This window comes from Mycobacterium sp. IDR2000157661 (assembly GCF_022317005.1).
GTDB lineage: Bacteria > Actinomycetota > Actinomycetes > Mycobacteriales > Mycobacteriaceae > Mycobacterium.
The window spans coordinates 4,216,631-4,235,305 of record NZ_CP081006.1; the positions used below are offsets into that span (position 1 = coordinate 4,216,631).

Here is an 18,675-nt window from a genome sequence, read left to right on the forward strand (position 1 = left end):
AGAAATGCATGTCCGGGGACTGCAGCGGCCCTCACGGGAGTCTATCAGCGCAACCGGCTGCTCACCCGTCGAGAACCGTCGGGACCAGCGGAAACCCGGGCAGGTTGCGCGCGACCGACCAGGCGAGGATGGCGGTGATCACCACGGCGATCGCCGGCGCGTTCATCAGGACTTTGCCTTGTCGCCACCGCACCAGACACCACGTGAACAACAGCGGTAGACCGACGAGAAGGAAGACGTTGTCGGAGACGGCGGCGGCGAGGTCACCGTTCAGGACGTCGTGCGTCATGCGAAGACCACCGCAGCCTGGGCAGTACAAATCGGTCAGGGCGTAGAACGGACACGCTGGAAAAAGGAATGCGGGGCTGTGAGGGTCACCGAACCCGACATAGGCAAGAGCGCCCGTCAACAGGGCGCCCGTCCCCAGTGCGCCGTAGAGCCGTTTGCGGCCGGTGTCGACGCTAGGTGCCATCGCGCAGCGGCAGCCCCTGCGGGTCGCGGACCTTGTCGGTGAAGATCAGGACAGCGTCGATGATGCCCCAGATGATGGCGCCGATGCCGCAGGTGATCAGACCGACGACGAGTTGCGCGATGCCAAGACCGGTGTAGCCGAGGTACATGCGGCCGATGCCGACCAGCCCGAACAGACCGATCAACTGCAGTAGCCCCGCGACGACTTTCGACTTCTCCGAGAGCGGCTCGCCTGTCATGGGATGACGACCATACGGCGCGCTCGGATCGACGTACTGCGGGTATGCGCCCGGCGGCGGGCCGTACTGACCGGGTGGCGGTGAGTACTGCGGCTGGTATTGCGGCTGCTGCGGGGGCGGCGGAGGCGTGCTGCCGTGCTCGCTGCCTCCGAACTGCGGCTCAGTCATGGCGTCCAGCATGCCATGCCGTGCTGTGCCGGGTAAGTAGGGAAAACCCGCCTGTTACGGCGTGCTCAGAAGGGTGGTGGTTCGTAGGTGGCGGCGAGCCAGGCTTGGTATTGGCGTTCGTGTTCGGCGTCGAGTTCGAGGCGTTGGCGGCGTTCGGCGGTGATGCGGTCGCGGCGGTCTTGGTCGCGGGTCTGGGTGCGCCGCGGAATCAAGGCGGTGCGGTCGGTGTCGGGGTCGAGGGTGTGCGGCGGTAGGTTCAGCTCGCCGGTGGGCTGGGCGAGGGTGGGGTACATCGCCGCGCCGTGGGCCTCGCATCGGTAGAGGTGTCCGGTCGGGGATGTCAGCAACACGGTCCCGTCGGGTAGCTGCTGTTCGCTCCAGCCGGGAACGAACGTCTTGACCAAGTGGTGAATCCGGCAGTAGCACTTGGTGTTCGACGGATGGGTCGGCCCGTAGGGCCACGGTGTGGTGTGGTCGATGTCGGATGTACGGGCCGGTTTGTCACAGCCGGGCCAGCGACATGTCAGATCCCGCCACTGCACGAACTCCTTGAGCGTGGCCGAGGGCCGATACCCCGCATCGGCGGCGCCGTCAGCCCGGGGCGCCGTCAGCGGCTTGAGGTCGGCGGTCTCGGCGATGGAGCGTACCGACTCGGCCGGCAGCACCCCGAAACCGGGCAGATATCCCGGGGTGTCGCTGGTGCCCTCGACGGTGGCCTGCTCGGCCAGCAGGTGGATCACCGCGCTGGCCGCATCGGCACGCACCGCGGCCGCCGGGCAGTCCTCGCGCCCGCATCGGCACACCAGGGCGGCCTGGCCGCGCGCCAGCGCGCCACTGGCATCGGCGCGGCGCTGCTCTTTGGTGCGCGGGTCGTGCTGGCACACCGTGGCCGCCAACGCATCCAACCGCTGGCTAAGCGCCGCGCCGTCCTCGGCGCGGATGTGGCCGTTGATCCAGGCCATGCCGGCGGTGTCGCTGGGATAGATGTCGAGGTGGCGGCACTCGTCGACCTTGGGTGGGATGCGTACCGCGGCCGGGTCGACGCTGGCCACGATCCGGTCGATGCGATCGCGCAGCTTGGGCTCCGACAGTTTCATCCACCGGGTCACACTGGCTGCCAGCGCCGCATCGACGCGGGCGATGACGTCGTCTTCGACGTTCTCGGTGCGCGCAATGATCGCCGCCAGCATCCGGTAATCGATCAACCCGCTGCGCAGCACCTTGCCCACCCTCGGCAATCGTTGGCGCAGCGTGGCCGCCGTCGTGACCTGGCTCAGCGCGCGGTGGTAGCTGATGTTCTGGATCGGTGAGATCTCTGCAGCCGTCGCAACGTGGGCGTCGGTGGCAAAGAACCGGGCCTCCAACAACTGCTGCTCGCGGCGGGCGAACAGCTCCCCGATCAAGTCCAGCCGCCGACCCATCGCCGCACACTCCTCACGGCTTTCCTCACCGATCAAGTCGATGAGCTCCGCATCAGTGGGCGAATCGAACATACTTTCGATTATGCCACCCGCCGCCGACGGCACCCAGCGGTTGGCTTCGCCTCCTGTGGATGACCGAGAACGGTTCAGCGGCGACGTCGAAATAGGCGGCGCAGTCGACCACCCGGTTCGCGGGCGGGCTGGCCGCTGGTCGCTTTGCGCGAGGCCGAGGAATCGCCCACGCCTCGGTCCTCTGCGGTGCGAGGCTCGCTGGCGTCGGCTTCGCCTTCGACCGCGCCCACACCACCGACGGTGTCATCGGACTCGCCGGGCTGGTCGGTGTCCGCCTCAGCTTGGGCGTCGGCGGCGGCCGCGGCGGCGTCGGCTTCGCGTTCGACGGCGGCTTCGTGGGCCTCCGGTGCATCGGCTAGGGCTTCGGCGGCATCAGCACCTTCGACCGCGCCCACACCACCGACAGTGTCATCGGACTCGCCGGGCTCGTCGGTGTCCGCCTCAGCTTGGGCGTCGGCGGCGGCCGCGGCGGCGTCGGCTTCGCCTTCAACGGCCGCTTCGTGGGCCTCCGGTGCAGCGGCCAGGGCTTCGGCGGCATCAGCACCTTCGACCGCGCCCACACCACCGACAGTGTCCTCGGACTCGCCGGGCTCGTCGGTGTCCGCCTCAGCGTCGGCTTCGGCGGCATCGCCGACTTGGTCGGTGTCCGCCTCAGCGGTGGCTTCGGCGGCATCGGCCAGCACGTCGGCAAGCTCGTCGTCGCCCGTTTCACCCTCTTCTGGCTCGGCTACCTCGGCGGCGTCGGCTTCGCCTTCAACGGCCGCTTCGTGGGCCTCCGGTGCATCGGCCAGGGCTTCGGCGGCATCAGTACCTTCGACCGCGCCCACACCACCGACAGTGTCCTCGGACTCGCCGGGCTCGTCGGTGTCCGCCTCAGCGTCGGCGTCGGCGGCATCGCCAGGCTCGTCGGTGTCCGCCTCAGCGGTGGCTTCGGCGGCATCGGCCAGCACGTCGGCAAGCTCGTCGTCGCCCGTTTCACCCTCTTCTGGCTCGGCTACCTCGGCGGCGTCGGCTTCGCCTTCGACGGCCGCTTCGTGGGCCTCCGGTGCATCGGCTAGGGCTTCGGCGGCATCAGTACCTTCGACCGCGCCCACACCACCGACAGTGTCATCGGACTCGCCGGGCTCGTCGGTGTCCGCCTCAGCGGTGGCTTCGGCGGCCTCGGCCAGCACGTCGGCAAGCTCGTCGTCGCCCGTTTCACCCTCTTCTGGCTCGGCGGCCTCGGCCTCGGCATCGGCCGCCTCCCCTGCCGCCGCGAACTCTTCGGCCTCTTGGATGTCCTCGTCCGGCGCCTCGGCGACTTCCCGGGCAAGATCCTCAGCCTCCGCTACCGCCTCGGCCGCCGGTTCTTCGTCACCCTCAGCGGCGAACTCCTCCGCCTCGGCCACCGAATCGGCGGGGATACCGGCCACGTCGGCACCGAGTGCCTCCGCCGAAGCATCTTCGGATTCGGCGCGATCGCTGGATTCAGCGAACTCGGCTGCCTCGACGATGTCCTCGTCCGGTGCCTCGGCGACATCGGCGGTGAGGGCCTCGGCCTCGGCGGCCGCTTCGGATCTGCCGGCATCGTCCTTCGATTCGGCCTCTTCCTCTTCGGACGCCACCTTCGCCGCGGCGACCACACCGGAAGGCGCCGCGACGGTCGCAAAGCTCTGGGTCAGCTCTTCGACTGTCGACCGCTCCGCAACCTCGGCGTTGCCCTTGAGCGTCGCCGGGTCTTCGCGGCCTTTCGGAGCGGCCATGATGTACACGACCGCTCCGATGAAGACGAACGTCGAAGTGAAGGAGTTGATTCGGACACCATCGATAAGGGTCGCGTCGTCAACCCGTAGTAGTTCGATCCAGAACCGGCCCAGGCAGTAGCCGGCGACGTAGAGCGCGAACAACCGTCCGTGGCCGAACTTGAATCGACGGTCGACGTAGATCAGGACGGCGAACACCACCAGGTTCCACAACAATTCGTAGAGGAATGTCGGGTGAACCGTGTTGAGGACCTCGCCGGTCGAGATGCCGTTCAGATTGTCGATGGCACCCGACGCATCCCGGCGCTCGTAGATCTCGAGCGCCCAGGGCAGGTTCGTGGGTGCACCGAACAGCTCTTGGTTGAAGTAATTGCCGAGGCGTCCGATCGCCTGCGCGAGAATGATTCCCGGTGCAATGGCATCGCCGAATGCCGGCAGCGGGATCCCCCGCCGTCGGCAGGCGATCCAGGCGCCGACACCACCGAGGGCGACGGCGCCCCAAATTCCAAGACCACCGTCCCAGATCCGGATCACGCCGGCCAGACCGGCGCCACCCTCACCGAAGTAGCGCCACCAGTCGGTCATCACGTGGTACAGACGGCCGCCGATGAGACCGAACGGCACGGCCCACAACGCGATGTCGTAGATGACGCCGCGCTCGCCGCCGCGGGCCTCCCACCGTCGATCCCCGATGACCAATGCCGCGATTATCCCGATGATGATGAACACGGCATACGCGCGAATAGGTACCGGGCCGATCTCCCATACGCCCTGAGGCGGACTGGGAATGGCCGCCAGGAAAGTCGTCGTCACGCAGTGATCCTCTGCCGGACACCGTCAGCAAGTTCAGCGGCCAGCGCGCCGACCGCGTCGACGCCGTCCCTCAACGCCGAGACCAGGGCCGAACCCACGATGACCCCGTCGGCGTAGGCCGCGATCTCGGTCGCCTGCTCGCGAGACCGGACGCCCAGACCGACGCCGACCGGAATATCCGACACCGCTTTCACCCGGCTCACCAGTTCGGGGGCGGCCGTCGACACCGCGTCGCGCGCACCGGTCACGCCCATCGTCGATGCGGCGTAGACGAAGCCGCGCGAGGCCTGAACGGTGGCCGCTAACCGTTCCGGCGTCGACGACGGCGCCACCAGAAAGATCCGGTCCAGGTCGTGCGTTTCGGAGGCGGCCAGCCACTCCGACGCCTCGTCGGGAATCAAGTCGGGAGTGATCACGCCAAGGCCACCGGCCGCAGCGAGGTCACGTGCGAAAGTGTCGATTCCCCAACGCAATACAGGATTCCAATACGTCATCACCACGGCGCGGCCGCCGGCGTTACTGATGGCTTCCACCGCCTTCAGCGCGTCACGCACTCGCACTCCCCCGCGCAGCGCCACTTCGGTCGCCGCTGCGATAACGGGGCCGTCCATACCTGGATCGGAGTAAGCGATCCCGACCTCGACGAGGTCACATCCGTTCTCGACCAGCGTCGTCATCGCCGCAATGGACGTCGCCACATCCGGAAAACCGGTCGGCAGGTATCCGATCAGGGCGCTGCGGTCCTCGCGGCGGCACACGTCGAACATCGACGCCAGGCGACTCTCGCGGCTCATGGCGCACCGTCCAGCAAGCCGAACCACTTCGCCGCAGTTTCCACGTCCTTATCACCGCGGCCGGAGAGATTGACCAGGATGATTGCGCCGCTTCCGAGTTCCCGGCCCAGCTGCAAGGCGCCGGCGATGGCGTGGGCGGATTCGATCGCCGGGATGATCCCCTCGGCGCGGCTGAGCAGCGAAAAGGCCTCCATGGCTTCGGTGTCGGTGATCGGCCGGTACTGCGCGCGGCCGATGTCCTTGAGGAACGCATGCTCGGGACCGACGCCAGGATAGTCCAGGCCGGCGGAGATCGAGTGCGATTCGATGGTCTGTCCGTCTTCATCCTGCAACAGGTAGGAGAACGACCCCTGGAACGCGCCGGGCGACCCACCGGTGAAAGTCGCTGCGTGACGGCCGGTTTCGACACCATCGCCCGCCGCCTCGTAGCCGATCAGCCGCACGTTCGGGTCGTCGATGAAGGCATGGAAGATGCCGATCGCATTGGATCCCCCGCCCACGCATGCGGTGACCGCGTCCGGCAGTCGACCCGCCTGCGCCTGAATCTGCGCGCGCGCCTCGAGACCGATCACCCGCTGGAAATCACGCACCATCGTTGGAAAGGGGTGCGGGCCTGCGGCGGTGCCGAAGCAGTAGTAGGTGGTGTCGGCGTTGGTGACCCAATCGCGGAAGGCTTCGTTGATCGCGTCCTTCAACGTCTTGGATCCGGACTCCACGGACACCACTGTCGCGCCGAGCAACCGCATCCTGGCGACGTTAAGCGCCTGCCGGGCGGTGTCGACCGCGCCCATGTAGACGATGCACTCCAAGCCGAGGAGCGCGCATGCCGTCGCGGTCGCGACGCCGTGCTGGCCTGCGCCGGTCTCGGCGATCACCCGGGTCTTGCCCATCTGCCGGGCCAGCAACGCCTGCCCCAGCACGTTGTTGATCTTGTGAGAACCGGTGTGGTTGAGGTCTTCCCGCTTCAAGAAGATCCGCGCGCCGCCTGCGTGCGTGGACAACCGCTCCGCTTCGTACAGCGGGGACGGCCGCCCGCTGTAGTGGCGCTGAAGGCGGTCGAGTTCGTCGAGGAATTCCTGGTCGCCGCGGGCCTTCTCGTACGCGGCGGTGACCTCCTCGATGACGGCCATCAACGCTTCGGCGACGAACCGTCCGCCGTAGACACCGAAATGTCCGCGCTCGTCGGGATCGTGCAGGGTCGGCTCCGCTACGGCCGCGCTGGAACGGGGCAACTCGGGGCCGGTCAGGTCAGCCACTTCAGCGCGCGGGTTTGGGGCAGGACGGATGCGTTCCTGCAGTGACGAGATCGGCAACGGCGGTGCGGGGATCACCGCTGGTGACCAGTCCCTCCCCCACGAGCACCGCGTCGGCACCCGCACCGGCATAGGCCAGCAGGTCGGCGGTGCCACGCACACCCGACTCCGCGATGCGGATGACATCGGTGGGCAGTCCGGGCGCGATGCGCGCGAAGCAGTCCCGGTCGACGTCGAGTGTCTTGAGATCGCGGGCGTTCACCCCGATCACGGTGGCACCGGCCGACAAAGCGCGGTCAGCCTCCTCCTCGGTGTGCACTTCGACCAGTGCGGTCATGCCCAGCGATTCGGTCCGTTCCAGAAGCGACTCCAGCACCGGCTGCTCCAGTGCTGCGACGATGAGCAGCAGCATGTCGGCGCCGTGCGCGCGGGCCTCGTGAATCTGATATGGCCGGATGATGAAGTCTTTGCGCAGCACCGGGATTCGCACCGCCTTGCGCACAGCGTCGAGGTCGTCGAGCGAGCCGTTGAAGCGCCGCCGCTCGGTCAGCACGCTGATGACGCGTGCGCCGCCGCTCTCGTATGCCTGGGCCAGCTTCGCCGGATCGGAGATCTGCGCCAGCGCACCGCGCGACGGGCTGGCACGCTTCACCTCGGCGATCACGGCGATACCCGGTGCGCGCAGTGCGGCCATCACGTTCAACGGCGGCACCGCATCCTTGGCTTTCGCCTTGATCTCGGCCAACGGGATGGCGGCCTCGCGGGCAGCGACGTCGGCACGGACTCCCTCGATGATCGAGTCGAGTACGGTTGCCGAACTCATGACTGCCGATTCCCTTCCCCCGGTAGCGCCCAATGATCTGCAAGGAAGGGTAACCGCCACCGCAGCAACTCCGATCACCGCCCCTTGTTGTCCGGATTGGTCGGGTCGCGCCCCTCGTCGAGGGCATCCCACATCGCCCGCTCCGAGACCTCCCCCTCCGATCCCTCGACCGCGTCGGAGGTCCGCCGCGAGTACCTGCTGGCGGAACCCTCGACCGCAGCGGGCCGCATGAACAGCACCGCGGCCGCCAAGGTCACCGCGGCCGCGACCAGGGTGATCACCGCCCCGCCGTAGTGACGTTGCGTGCCCACGATGTCGGCCACCGGCGCCTCGGCCAGATTCGACGCCCGCACCGCGACGTCCTCGACGACCCACAAGCTGATCGCCAAGTACGCCATCCCCGCGCTGGCCGCCGCTATCAGCACCGCGAGCAGCCGCAACGGCCAGCCTCGCACCGCAAGCGCGGCGACCGCGGCGGCCAGCAGCAGCACCGCGAGCGGCACCAGGGCCGTCGACCAGGTGGCTCCGGAAAGGGCGACGGTCTTGGGCCGGCCGAGCCCGTCGAACGAGGTCACCTCCACCCACGTCATCCGCGAGGCGCCCCACAGGCTCGCGGCGGCGAGCAGGAGACCGAGTTGGGCGCTGCGGATCACGGTTCGGTCAGCGTTTCGGCGGCAGCGATGGCGTTGAGCACGGCGCGCGCCTTGTTCGACGCTTCCGTGTGCTCGTAGGGGCCGTTGGAGTCGGCGACGACCCCACCGCCTGCCTGCACGTATGCGGTGCCGTCGCGCATCAGTGCGGTGCGGATGGCGATCGCGAAGTCGGCATTGCCGGCGAAGTCCAGGTAGCCGAGCACGCCGCCGTAGAGCCCGCGGCGGGTCTGCTCGACCTCTTCGATCAGCTCCATGGCCCGCACCTTCGGCGCACCCGACAGCGTGCCCGCGGGGAAGCACGCCGTCACCGCGTCCAGCGCGGTCTTACCCTCGGCGAGCAGCCCGGTGACGGTCGACACCAGGTGCATGACATGGCTGTAGCGCTCGATGTGGCTGTAGTCCTCGACACGTACCGTGCCGGGCCGGCAGACCCGGCCCAGGTCGTTGCGGCCCAGGTCGACGAGCATCAGGTGCTCGGCGCGCTCCTTCTCGTCGGCCTGCAACTCCTTTTCGAGCAGCAGGTCTTCCTCCTCGGTGGCACCGCGCCAGCGGGTGCCTGCGATCGGATGAGTCGACGCGCGGCCGTCCTTGACGGTCACCAGCGCCTCCGGGCTGGAGCCGACGACCGAGAAGTCCAATCCGCCAGCCTCGTTGGGCACGTTGAGCAGGTACATGTACGGGCTCGGGTTGGACACCCGCAGCATCCGGTACACATCAAGGGGATCGGCGTCGGTGTCCATCTCGAAGCGCTGTGAGGGCACCACCTGGAACGCCTCGCCCGCCTCGATGTCGCGCACGAGCTTGTCGACGATCGCGCTGTACTCGTCGACCGTGCGCTGGGCGCGGTACAACGGTTCGGGCCTGGCGAACGTGGCCACAGCCGACGGCAGGTGCTCGCCCAGCGCGGCGGTCATCACGTCGAGGCGGGCCACGGCGTCCTCGTAGGCCCAGTCGGCCCGCTCGTCGGTGCCGTTCCAGTTCACCGCGTTGGCGATCAGCGTGATGGTGCCCTCGTGGTGGTCGACGGCGGCGATATCGGTGGCCAGCAACAGCAACATGTCGGGCAGACCGAGGTCGTCGATGGTCGACGACGGCAACTTCTCCAGGCGCCGCACCATGTCGTAGGCGAAGAACCCGACCAGTCCCGAGGACAGCGGCGGCAGACCGGCCAAGGGCTCGGTGTTGAGCAGTTCCAGCGTCGCGCGCAGCGCCCGCAGCGGGTCGCCACCCTGCGGCGCGTCCTGCGGCGTCGTACCCAGCCAGACGGCTTCGCCGTGCCGAACCGTCAGCGCCGACGGCGCCCCGGCACCGATGAACGACCATCGCGACCACGAGCGGCCATGCTCGGCCGACTCCAGCAGGAACGTCCCGGGCCGGTTGGCGGCGAGCTTCCGGTAGGCCGACAGCGGGGTCTCACTGTCGGCGAGCACCTTGCGGGTCACCGGCACCACACGGTGTTCGGCGGCCAGCGCAAGGAAGTCCTCGCGCGAGGTGGTGCCGAGGGGGCTGGCGGTGGTCTGCACCGGTCAATTCTCCCAGACGCACCTCATCGGTGAACGGATGCACGACGTACATGTCGCCTCGCCGCCTGTGGCACGGTTGGCCGACGCCCGGTCCACGTCCAGGACCCGTCCCCCGCGTCCGCAGATGGTGTCGAGCGCGGCGTAGCGTCGACGACCATGACAGCTATCAAGCAGGGTGACCGGGTCGCCGACTTCCGACTCCCCGACCAGACGGGCACCGTGCGCGCACTGACCGAACTGCTCGCCGACGGGCCGATCGTGCTGTTCTTCTATCCGGCCGCGATGACTCCGGGCTGCACCAAGGAGGCGTGCCACTTCCGCGACTTGGCAGCCGAATTCGCCGCGGTCGGCGCCGGCCGGGTCGGCATCAGCACCGACGCGGTGGACAAGCAGGCGAAGTTCGCCGACAAGGAGAGCTTCGACTATCCGCTGCTCTCCGACGCCGATGGTGCCGTGGCGTCGCAGTTCGGTGTCAAGCGCGGCCTGCTCGGCAAGTTCATGCCGGTCAAGCGCACCACGTTCGTCATCGACACCGACCGCACCGTCCTGGCGGTGATCGCGTCGGAGATCAGCATGGACAGCCACGCCGACAAGGCGCTCGAAGTGCTGCGACAACGCCAGTCGGCCTAGCCTGTCCGCAGCGCTTTCAGTCCTCGGGCGCCAACAGCACGTCGGCGTCGAAGCAGGTGTGGTCGCCGGTGTGACAGGCAGCGCCCTGCTGGTCGACCTCCAGCAGGACCGTGTCACCGTCGCAGTCCAACCGCACAGAGTGCACGTACTGGGTGTGGCCCGACGTCTCGCCCTTCACCCAATGTTCCTGCCTCGACCGCGAATAGTATGTCGCCCTTCGCGTTTCCAGTGTGCGGGCCAGCGCGATGTCGTCCATCCACGCCACCATCAACACCTGGCCGGTGGCGCGTTCCTGCGCGACCGCTGCGATCAGACCGTTGGGGTCGCGCTTCAACCGCGACGCGATGTCCGCGTCCAGTGTCATCGCAATCCTCGGTTCTTCGCGCAAGCGCTCATCGCAACCCTCGGCTCTTCGCGCAAGCGCTCATCGCAACCCTCGGCTCTTCGCGCAAGCGCTCATCGCACCACGATTCCTTCGGCCGCCATCGCCGCCTTCACCTGGCCGATGGTCAGCTCGCGGAAGTGGAAGACGCTGGCGGCCAATACCGCGTCGGCACCCGCGAGCACGGCGGGCGCGAAGTGTTCGGGTGCCCCGGCGCCCCCGCTGGCGATCACCGGCACGGTCACCGCTCCGCGCACCGCCTTGATCATCGGCAAGTCGAAGCCCCCCTTGGTACCGTCGAAGTCCATGGAGTTGAGCAGGATCTCACCGACCCCGAGTTCTGCACCGCGCGTTGCCCATTCGACGGCGTCGATCCCGGTTCCGCGGCGACCACCGTGGGTGGTGACCTCCCAACCGGACGGCGTGGACTGCTGGTCCTGCGGGACGGTGCGCGCGTCCACCGACAACACGATGCACTGCGACCCGAACTGTCGGGACAACTCGGCGAGCAGTTCCGGGCGGGCAATCGCCGCGGTGTTCACCGCCACCTTGTCAGCACCGGCGCGCAGAAGCACGTCGACGTCGGCCACCGACCGGACGCCGCCGCCGACCGTCAACGGGATGAACACCTGCTCGGCGGTGCGCCTCACGACCTCGAGCATGGTCGTCCGTCCCGACGACGACGCGGTGACGTCGAGGAACGTCAGTTCGTCGGCACCCTCGGCGTCATAGGCGGCCGCCAACTCGACGGGATCGCCCGCGTCGCGCAGGTTCTCGAAGTTGACACCCTTGACCACGCGGCCGTCGTCGACGTCCAGACACGGGATGACTCGTACGGCGAGGTCATTGGGATCCATCAGAAGTCCTCGGGATCACCGACGGCGCGCAACAGGTCGAGAAGCTGATCATAGGTGCCTGGGGCCCCGGCCAGCGCCGACGGCGAATCCACCGTCCATTCGTTGCCTGACAGGTCGGTCACCACGCCTCCAGCGGCCCGGATCAGCGCGACACCGGCGGCATGGTCCCACACGTGACCGCCGAAACTTATTGCCCCACCGAGGATGCCGGCAGCGGTATAGGCCAGGTCGATGCCGGTGGCGCCGTGCATGCGCATCCGCGAACACTCGCGGCTCAGGTTCTCCACGACCGCGAGTCGGTACCGACCCGGGACCTTGCCGCGGGAGTCGACGTTGAATGTGCTCACCCCCACGATGGAATCCGACAACGGGGCCCGTGCCAGCGACGGTTGCGCGACGCCGTTGCTCAACAACGGTCCACCGACGACGGCGGTGAAGCGCTCGCCGGTGAAGGGCACCCACGTCAGGCCGGCCACCGGTTCACCGTCGCGGACCAGACCCAGCAGGATGGCGGCCATGGGGGATCCGGCGGCGTAGTTGAAGGTGCCGTCGATCGGGTCGAGCACCCACACCAGCGGCGAGTCCAGGTCGGCGCCACCGAATTCCTCGCCGTGTACCTCGATTCCGGTTCGGTCGGTCAGCGCCTCGACCACCTGGCGCTCGATCGCCAGGTCCACCTCGGTGGCGAAGTCGTTGCCCTTCTTCTGTACCGCCGAGTCCGCGCGGTGGCCGTCGATGAACGGCTTGGAGGCGTCTTCGAGGATCTGCGCGGCCTCGGCGACCAGGCCGTCGAGGTCCCCGGTGTCCAGCGCCATCTAACGCTCCACCGCGGCCAACGCGTCGGGCAACGTGAACCGCCCGGCGTACAACGCCTTTCCGACGATCGCGCCCTCCACCCCGCGGCGGGTCAGCGTGGCGATCGCCCGAAGGTCATCGAGATTCGACACCCCGCCGGAGGCGATCACCGGCGCATCCGTGCGTTCGCACACCAGGGTCAACAGTTCGAGGTTCGGCCCGTTGAGGGTGCCGTCCTTGGTGACATCGGTGACGACGAAGCGCGAACATCCCTCGCGGTCAAGGCGTTCGAGCACCTCCCACAGGTCGCCGCCGTCGGTCTCCCAGCCGCGACCGCGCAGCCGGTGATCGCCGTCAACGATCTTGACGTCCAGCCCGACGGCGACCTTCTCGCCGTGCTCGGCGACCACCTTGGCGCACCACTGAGGGTTCTCCAGCGCCGCGGTCCCCAGATTCACCCGGGCACATCCGGTGGCCAGCGCGGCGGCCAACGACTCGTCGTCGCGGATGCCGCCCGACAGTTCCACGGCGACGTCCAGCTTGCCGACCACTTCGGCGAGCAGTTCGCGGTTGCTGCCCCGGCCGAATGCGGCGTCCAGGTCGACGAGGTGGATCCACTCGGCACCGTCGCGCTGCCATGTCATCGCGGCGTCTAATGCCGAGCCGTATGCTGTCTCGCTGCCGGCCTGGCCCTGCACCAGGCGGACAGCACGGCCCTCGACGACGTCGACGGCGGGCAGGAGAATCAGTCGTTCCGGCACTCTGGTGGTCTCCTCTTCGCGCGAGCGCTCATCGGTGGTCAACCTAGTGCCTTCACCCAGTTGGTGAGCAATTCTGCGCCGGCGTCGCCGCTCTTCTCGGGATGGAACTGGGTCGCCGACAACGCGCCGTTCTCGACCGCCGCCAGAAACGGCACGTGGTGATTGGCCCACGTGAGCCTCGCACCGGGGTCGCCTTGCCACTGCTGCGCGGCGTAGGAGTGCACGAAGTAGAACCGGGTGTCGGCGTCCATCCCCTTGAACAGGGTGGTGTCTTCGGGTGCGTCCACGACGTTCCACCCCATGTGCGGGATCACCGGCGCGTCCAGGCGCACCACCGCGCCCGGCCACTGGCCGCAACCCTCGGTCTCCACACCGAACTCGACTCCGCGCGCGAACAGGATCTGCATGCCGACGCACACTCCGAGCACCGGCCTGCCGGCGGCCACGCGCTCGGCGATGAGCGTCGCACCGTCGATCTTGCGCAGCCCAACCATGCAGGATTCGAACGCACCGACGCCGGGCACCACCAGGCCGTCGGCGTTGCGTGCCGCGTCCGCGTCGTCGGTAACGGTGACGTCGGCGCCGACCCGCTCCAGCGCGCGCTGCGCCGAGCGCAGATTGCCCGAGCCGTAGTCCAGGATGACGACTTGTCGGCTCACAGCGTGCCTTTCGTCGACGGCACGCCAGTGACCCGGGGGTCGAATTCGACCGCTTGCCGCAGCGCCCGGGCGACGGCCTTGTACTGCGCCTCGGTGATGTGGTGCGGATCGCGGCCGTAGAGGGTGCGCACGTGCAGCGCGATGCGTGCGTTCATGGCCAGCGACTCGAACACGTGCCGGTTGACCACCGTGTGGTACGGCGCCTGCGAACCCGCGATCGTGAAGTGCAGCATGTGATCCGGTTCGCCGGTGTGCACACAGTAGGGCCGGCCCGACACGTCGACCGCGGCGTGCGCCAGCGTCTCGTCCATCGGTATCCACGCGTCGCCGAAGCGCCGGATGCCCTTCTTGTCGCCGAGCGCCTGACCGAGCGCCTGGCCCACCACGATCGCGGTGTCCTCGATCGTGTGATGCCCCTCGATCTCGACGTCACCGGTGGCGCGCACGGTCAGGTCGAAGCTGGCGTGGCTGCCCAGCGCAGTGAGCATGTGATCGAAGAAGGGCACACCGGTCTCGACGTGCACCTGGCCGGTGCCGTCGAGATCGAGTTCCACGACGATGTCGGATTCCTTGGTCTTGCGCTCGATTCGCGCGCGACGGGGCGCGACGTGGGACTGGGTCACGATGCTCCTACTCTGACGAGTTCGATGGTGGCGAGCCGGGCGCTGGCGGCCAGCAGCGCGTCGTTCTCCCCGGCCAGGCCGGTGGTCGCACGCAGATAGCCGGGGATGCCGACGTCGCGGATCAGGATGCCCGCGTCGAGGTAGCGCTGCCAGCTGGCGGGCGCGTCGGCGAATTCGCCGAACAACACGAAGTTGGCGTCACTATCGATGACCGTGAAACCCATGCCGGACAACGCCTCTGCCACACGATTGCGCTCGGCGATCAGCTTCGCGACGCTGCCCAGCGTGTCATCGGCGTGGCGCAATGCGGCGCGGGCGGCGGCCTGGGTGATCGATGACAGGTGGTACGGCAACCGCACCAACAGCATCGCCTCGATGACGGCAGGCGCGGCGATCAGATAGCCGAGTCTGCCGCCGGCGAACGCGAAGGCCTTGCTCATCGTCCGGGTGACGACCAGCCTCGTCGGATAGTCGTCGATGAGATGCACCGCGCTGGGCTGCGACGAGAACTCGCCGTAGGCCTCGTCGACGATCATCACGCCGGCGCTCATCGCGTCGAGCAGGCGACGCAGATCCTCGAGCGGAACGCTCTGTCCCGAGGGGTTGTTCGGGCTGGCGACGAACACGATATCGGGGCCGTGCTCGCGCACCGCCGCCACGGCCACGTCGACGTCGAGACCGAAGTCATCGGCGCGGTTGGCCACCAGCCACGCGGTCTGGGTGCCGTCGGAGATGATCGGGTGCATCGAGTACGACGGCACGAATCCTATTGCACTGCGGCCCGGGCCGCCGAACGCCTGAAGCAGTTGCTGCAGGATCTCGTTGGAGCCGTTGGCGGCCCAGAGGTTCTCGACGCTCAGCGGGGTGCGGGTCTGCGCGGACAGATACGCGGCCAGGTCGGTGCGCAGCGCCACCGCGTCTCGGTCGGGATAGCGGTGCAAGTCGCTCGCGACGGCCGCGACCGAGGCGGTCAGGTCGTCGATGAGCGCCTGCGTGGGCGGGTGCGGGTTCTCGTTGGTGTTCAGCCGCACCGGAACATCGAGTTGTGGCGCGCCGTACGGCGATTTGCCGCGCAGGTCCTCGCGCAGCGGCAGATCGGCGAGCGTCACCTCGTCGCCTGCGGTCACCGCCCGAACCTCCGTCGGACCGCCTCGCCGTGTGCGGGCAGGTTCTCGGCCTCGGCCAGCGTGATGACGTGGCCGGACACGTCTTTGAGCGCCGCCTCGTCGTAGTCGACGACGTGGATGCCGCGCAGGAACGTCTGCACCGACAGTCCGCTGGAGTGCCGCGCGCACCCTGCGGTCGGCAGCACGTGGTTGGAGCCCGCGCAGTAGTCGCCCAGGCTCACCGGGGCGTACGGGCCGACGAAGATCGCTCCGGCCGAACGGATCCGACCGGCCACCTCGCGCGCGTCGGCCGTCTGAATCTCGAGGTGCTCGGCGGCGTAGGCGTTGACGGTGCGGATGCCCGCGTCGAGGTCGTCGACGAGCACCGTCGCCGACTGCCGACCGCCGAGCGCCGCGGTCACCCGCTCGCGGTGCACCGTCGTCTCGAGTTGCGCAGCCAGTTCGCGGTCGGTGGCGTCGGCCAGCTCGACGCTCGAGGTGACCAGCACGCTGGCCGCCATCTCGTCGTGCTCGGCCTGGCTGATCAGGTCGGCGGCGACATGCCCGGGATCGGCCGTGTGGTCGGCCAGGATCGCGACCTCGGTGGGACCGGCCTCGGCGTCGATTCCGACCTGCGAGCGGCAGATCCGCTTGGCGGCGGTGACGTAGATGTTGCCGGGGCCGGTGATCATGTCGACGGGCGCCAGCTCCGTCCCGTCGCTGTCGGTGCCGCCGTAGGCCAGCAGCGCGACAGACTGGGCTCCGCCGACGGCCCAGACTTCGTCGACACCCAGCAGGGCGGCGGCGGCCAGGATGGTCGGGTGCGGCAGTCCGTGGAACGCGCCCTGCACGGAGGCCTGCGGCGGGCTGGCGATGACGAGGGAGTCGACGCCCGCGGTCTGCGCAGGCACCACATTCATCACCACGCTCGACGGGTAGACCGCGTTGCCGCCGGGAACGTACAGCCCCACCCGCTCAACGGGCACCCAGCGCTCGGTGACGGTCGCTCCGGGCGCCAGCGTCGTCGTGGTGTCGGTGCGGCGCTGGTCGGCGTGCACGGCACGGGCCCGCTCGATTGCGACCTCCAACGCGGCGCGGACATCGCCGCCCACTTCGGCCAACGCGGCGTCGAGCCGTTCCCGGGGTACGCGGATCTGGGCAGGTCGCACCCCGTCGAAGGACTCGCCGTACTCCAGGGCCGCCTGCGCGCCGTGCGCGGCGACCGCGTCGACGATGGGCCGGACCGTGCCCAGGACCGCGTCCACGTCGACGCCGCCGCGTGGTAACGCCGCCCGCAGGCGCGCGGCGGACAACTGTGCCCCACGCAAGTCGATGCGGGCGATCGGTCCCGGCGATACATTCACGGAGACCATTCTCCCAGAGCACCACAAATCGGTTTGGAGGCCTCATGAAAGCTGCCGAGCACCCGAACAATGCTCCCGGGGTGCCGATGGTGTTCCCGCCGTGGTTCGAGAATTTCCAGGTCAAGTACTTCAACCCGATGCTCAAGCCGTTCGCCCGGGTGCTGCCCGGGATGGCGACGATCAAGCACCGCGGGCGCAAGTCCGGGCGGCAGTACGAGACGATCGTCACCGCGTACCGCAAGGGCAAGGTGCTCGCGATCGCGCTGGGGCACGGAAAGACCGACTGGGTGAAGAACGTCCTGGCTGCCGGTGAGGCCGATCTGCATCTGGTTCGCCGCGACGTTCACGTGGTCAACCCGCGAATCGTGCCCGCGGGCGGCGCCGCCGACGGCCTGCCCTTGATGGCTCGGCTTCAGGTGGGCCGGATGGCGATCTTCGTCGCCGACATCGCCTGACTACACCGTGCGGGTGAACACCGTCTTGCCGGTCATCGCCGGCCATTGCGACGGAGCGTCCTCCCACGGGACGACGGCCTGGACCACGGGTGAGAGCGGTTGCCGGGCAAGCAGGTTCAGCACTTCGGGAAGAGCCGCGCGAGCGTTCACCCGCCCGGTGACGAACCGCGCCCCGCGGGTGTACATCTGCAGCAGCGGCATCTGCACCGAATCCTCGATGTAGATGCCGGTGTCGGTGCACACACCACCGGGCCAGGTGGCCCGCAGCGTGGCGGCCAGCAGGGCCGGGTCGGCCGTCGTGTGGACTGTCACCGGGTAAGGATCGGCGGTCTTGTCCGGCTTCTCCCGGTCGTGAACCACTGCCCCCAACTTCTCGGCAACCGCCAGCCGGACCGGGTCGGTGTCGACGTAGTCGACGAGCGCGCCGAGCGCGGTCGCGGTCGCAGTCGCATACAGCCCGATCGACAGCCGGCCCATCACCAGCACCCGTCGATCCGCCGGTGGCAGCGCGTCCAGTTCGGCGCGGTAGGGGCCGACGGTGCGCCAGCCGTCGGGGATGTTGTCCGACATCGAGGCGATCGCCACCGGATCGGCCTCGGCGGGCACCGCGATGAGCATCGCGTCGGCATACGGCACGACGACCAGGTCGGCCAGGAAACCGCCGCCGTCCAAGCCGGCCAGGGGCGCCATCCCGTACATCGCCATCAGCGGCACCGACGCGCACGAACCCGTCGCGCCCCGCAGGCAGGCCGCGCACTGGCCGCAGTTGATCTGGAACGGCACGATGACGCGGTCACCGACGCCGAACCCGCGCACGTCGTCGCCCACTGCGACGACCTCGGCAACGCCTTCGTGCCCCACCGCATGGCCGGGCGGCATGGGCAGCCTGCCTTGTGCCACTGCGACGTCCAGGTCACAGCAGGCCACCGCCAGCGGTCGCACAATCGCCTGGCGCGGGTGGTTGATCTGCGGATCTGGCGCGTCCCGCCAGGCGTACGCCCCGGCTTGTTCGAACACGAGCTGTTGCATGCCACACCTCTCTTTAGTGGTCGTTCAACTATTGTTGAGTGA

Annotated in this window: 20 protein-coding genes; 2 read left to right on the forward strand and 18 right to left on the reverse strand. The window is 68.6% G+C overall.

Translation table 11 applies throughout. The features are described from left to right. Positions 1–61: 61 nt before the first annotated feature. From K3G64_RS21610 to K3G64_RS21650, 9 genes are all read right to left on the reverse strand, one after another. The gene (locus tag K3G64_RS21610) at positions 62–472 is read right to left on the reverse strand and encodes a DUF2752 domain-containing protein (protein WP_238887137.1); all 411 of its coding nucleotides are present in this window, start codon (positions 470–472) and stop codon (positions 62–64) included. Continuing rightward, the gene (locus tag K3G64_RS21615) at positions 462–878 is read right to left on the reverse strand and encodes an NINE protein (protein ID WP_238887138.1); all 417 of its coding nucleotides are present in this window, start codon (positions 876–878) and stop codon (positions 462–464) included. Before K3G64_RS21615 ends, K3G64_RS21610 begins: the two co-directional genes overlap by 11 nt. A 65-nt stretch (positions 879–943) precedes the next feature. Further along, positions 944–2,371, reverse strand: a complete 1,428-nt coding sequence (locus tag K3G64_RS21620; RefSeq protein WP_238887139.1) for an HNH endonuclease signature motif containing protein — start codon at positions 2,369–2,371, stop codon at positions 944–946. Positions 2,372–2,445: 74 nt separating this feature from the next. Then, positions 2,446–4,926, reverse strand: coding sequence for a prolipoprotein diacylglyceryl transferase (lgt, locus tag K3G64_RS21625; protein ID WP_238887140.1), 2,481 nt, complete (start codon positions 4,924–4,926; stop codon positions 2,446–2,448). Then, positions 4,923–5,720 carry a tryptophan synthase subunit alpha gene (gene trpA / locus K3G64_RS21630; protein ID WP_238887141.1) on the reverse strand — a complete coding sequence of 266 codons (798 nt, stop codon included), beginning with the start codon at positions 5,718–5,720 and terminating at the stop codon, positions 4,923–4,925. The genes lgt and trpA overlap by 4 nt, the downstream gene beginning before the upstream one ends. Continuing rightward, the gene (gene trpB / locus K3G64_RS21635; RefSeq protein WP_238887142.1) at positions 5,717–6,976 is read right to left on the reverse strand and encodes a tryptophan synthase subunit beta; all 1,260 of its coding nucleotides are present in this window, start codon (positions 6,974–6,976) and stop codon (positions 5,717–5,719) included. The genes trpA and trpB overlap by 4 nt, the downstream gene beginning before the upstream one ends. Position 6,977: 1 nt before the next feature. Then, a complete protein-coding gene (gene trpC, locus K3G64_RS21640; protein WP_238887143.1) occupies positions 6,978–7,796 on the reverse strand; it encodes an indole-3-glycerol phosphate synthase TrpC in 819 nt (272 codons plus the stop codon). 74 nt (positions 7,797–7,870) lie between these two features. Next, entirely contained in the window at positions 7,871–8,449 is a 579-nt protein-coding gene (locus K3G64_RS21645) for a TIGR02234 family membrane protein (RefSeq protein WP_238887144.1), read from the reverse strand. Continuing rightward, a complete protein-coding gene (locus K3G64_RS21650) occupies positions 8,446–9,972 on the reverse strand; it encodes an anthranilate synthase component I (protein WP_238887145.1) in 1,527 nt (508 codons plus the stop codon). Before K3G64_RS21650 ends, K3G64_RS21645 begins: the two co-directional genes overlap by 4 nt. A gap of 165 nt (positions 9,973–10,137) precedes the next feature. Here K3G64_RS21650 and K3G64_RS21655 point away from each other — a divergent pair, with 165 nt between their 5' ends. Further along, on the forward strand, positions 10,138–10,602 hold the full coding sequence (locus K3G64_RS21655) for a peroxiredoxin (RefSeq protein ID WP_238950916.1): 465 nt from the start codon (positions 10,138–10,140) through the stop codon (positions 10,600–10,602). A 16-nt stretch (positions 10,603–10,618) separates the two neighbouring features. Here K3G64_RS21655 and hisI read toward each other — a convergent pair whose 3' ends face one another. The 8 genes from hisI to hisD all read right to left on the reverse strand — a co-directional run bounded on the left by hisI (position 10,619) and on the right by hisD (position 17,158). Then, entirely contained in the window at positions 10,619–10,966 is a 348-nt protein-coding gene (gene hisI, locus K3G64_RS21660; RefSeq protein WP_238887146.1) for a phosphoribosyl-AMP cyclohydrolase, read from the reverse strand. A gap of 92 nt (positions 10,967–11,058) precedes the next feature. Next, the gene (gene hisF / locus K3G64_RS21665) at positions 11,059–11,841 is read right to left on the reverse strand and encodes an imidazole glycerol phosphate synthase subunit HisF (protein ID WP_238887147.1); all 783 of its coding nucleotides are present in this window, start codon (positions 11,839–11,841) and stop codon (positions 11,059–11,061) included. Next, on the reverse strand, positions 11,841–12,656 hold the full coding sequence (locus K3G64_RS21670; protein WP_238887148.1) for an inositol monophosphatase family protein: 816 nt from the start codon (positions 12,654–12,656) through the stop codon (positions 11,841–11,843). The genes hisF and K3G64_RS21670 overlap by 1 nt, the downstream gene beginning before the upstream one ends. Next, on the reverse strand, positions 12,657–13,385 hold the full coding sequence (gene priA, locus K3G64_RS21675; RefSeq protein ID WP_370647245.1) for a bifunctional 1-(5-phosphoribosyl)-5-((5-phosphoribosylamino)methylideneamino)imidazole-4-carboxamide isomerase/phosphoribosylanthranilate isomerase PriA: 729 nt from the start codon (positions 13,383–13,385) through the stop codon (positions 12,657–12,659). 50 nt (positions 13,386–13,435) lie between these two features. After that, positions 13,436–14,056, reverse strand: a complete 621-nt coding sequence (gene hisH / locus K3G64_RS21680; protein WP_238887149.1) for an imidazole glycerol phosphate synthase subunit HisH — start codon at positions 14,054–14,056, stop codon at positions 13,436–13,438. Then, positions 14,053–14,679 carry an imidazoleglycerol-phosphate dehydratase HisB gene (gene hisB, locus K3G64_RS21685; protein ID WP_238887150.1) on the reverse strand — a complete coding sequence of 209 codons (627 nt, stop codon included), beginning with the start codon at positions 14,677–14,679 and terminating at the stop codon, positions 14,053–14,055. Before hisB ends, hisH begins: the two co-directional genes overlap by 4 nt. Then, positions 14,676–15,806, reverse strand: coding sequence for a histidinol-phosphate transaminase (locus K3G64_RS21690; protein WP_238887151.1), 1,131 nt, complete (start codon positions 15,804–15,806; stop codon positions 14,676–14,678). Before K3G64_RS21690 ends, hisB begins: the two co-directional genes overlap by 4 nt. Beyond that, a complete protein-coding gene (gene hisD / locus K3G64_RS21695; RefSeq protein WP_238887152.1) occupies positions 15,803–17,158 on the reverse strand; it encodes a histidinol dehydrogenase in 1,356 nt (451 codons plus the stop codon). The genes K3G64_RS21690 and hisD overlap by 4 nt, the downstream gene beginning before the upstream one ends. Before the next feature lie 35 nt (positions 17,159–17,193). On the opposite strand from hisD, the gene K3G64_RS21700 reads away from it, so the two are divergent. Further along, positions 17,194–17,604: a nitroreductase family deazaflavin-dependent oxidoreductase gene (locus tag K3G64_RS21700; protein WP_238887153.1), complete on the forward strand. Its 411-nt coding sequence runs from the start codon at positions 17,194–17,196 to the stop codon at positions 17,602–17,604. On the opposite strand, the gene K3G64_RS21705 is transcribed toward K3G64_RS21700, so the two are convergent. Next, on the reverse strand, positions 17,605–18,633 hold the full coding sequence (locus K3G64_RS21705; protein ID WP_238887154.1) for an alcohol dehydrogenase catalytic domain-containing protein: 1,029 nt from the start codon (positions 18,631–18,633) through the stop codon (positions 17,605–17,607). Between the last annotated feature and the right edge of the window lie 42 nt (positions 18,634–18,675).

Coding starts and splice junctions, on each gene's coding strand:
- K3G64_RS21610 (WP_238887137.1), bottom strand. CDS start 472: ATGGCACCTAGCGTCGACACCGGCCGCAAACGGCTCTACGGCGCACTG.
- K3G64_RS21615 (WP_238887138.1), bottom strand. CDS start 878: ATGACTGAGCCGCAGTTCGGAGGCAGCGAGCACGGCAGCACGCCTCCG.
- K3G64_RS21620 (WP_238887139.1), bottom strand. CDS start 2,371: ATGTTCGATTCGCCCACTGATGCGGAGCTCATCGACTTGATCGGTGAG.
- trpA (WP_238887141.1), bottom strand. CDS start 5,720: ATGAGCCGCGAGAGTCGCCTGGCGTCGATGTTCGACGTGTGCCGCCGC.
- trpC (WP_238887143.1), bottom strand. CDS start 7,796: ATGAGTTCGGCAACCGTACTCGACTCGATCATCGAGGGAGTCCGTGCC.
- hisI (WP_238887146.1), bottom strand. CDS start 10,966: ATGACACTGGACGCGGACATCGCGTCGCGGTTGAAGCGCGACCCCAAC.
- hisF (WP_238887147.1), bottom strand. CDS start 11,841: ATGGATCCCAATGACCTCGCCGTACGAGTCATCCCGTGTCTGGACGTC.
- K3G64_RS21670 (WP_238887148.1), bottom strand. CDS start 12,656: ATGGCGCTGGACACCGGGGACCTCGACGGCCTGGTCGCCGAGGCCGCG.
- hisD (WP_238887152.1), bottom strand. CDS start 17,158: ATGGTCTCCGTGAATGTATCGCCGGGACCGATCGCCCGCATCGACTTG.
- K3G64_RS21700 (WP_238887153.1), top strand. CDS start 17,194: ATGAAAGCTGCCGAGCACCCGAACAATGCTCCCGGGGTGCCGATGGTG.
- K3G64_RS21705 (WP_238887154.1), bottom strand. CDS start 18,633: ATGCAACAGCTCGTGTTCGAACAAGCCGGGGCGTACGCCTGGCGGGAC.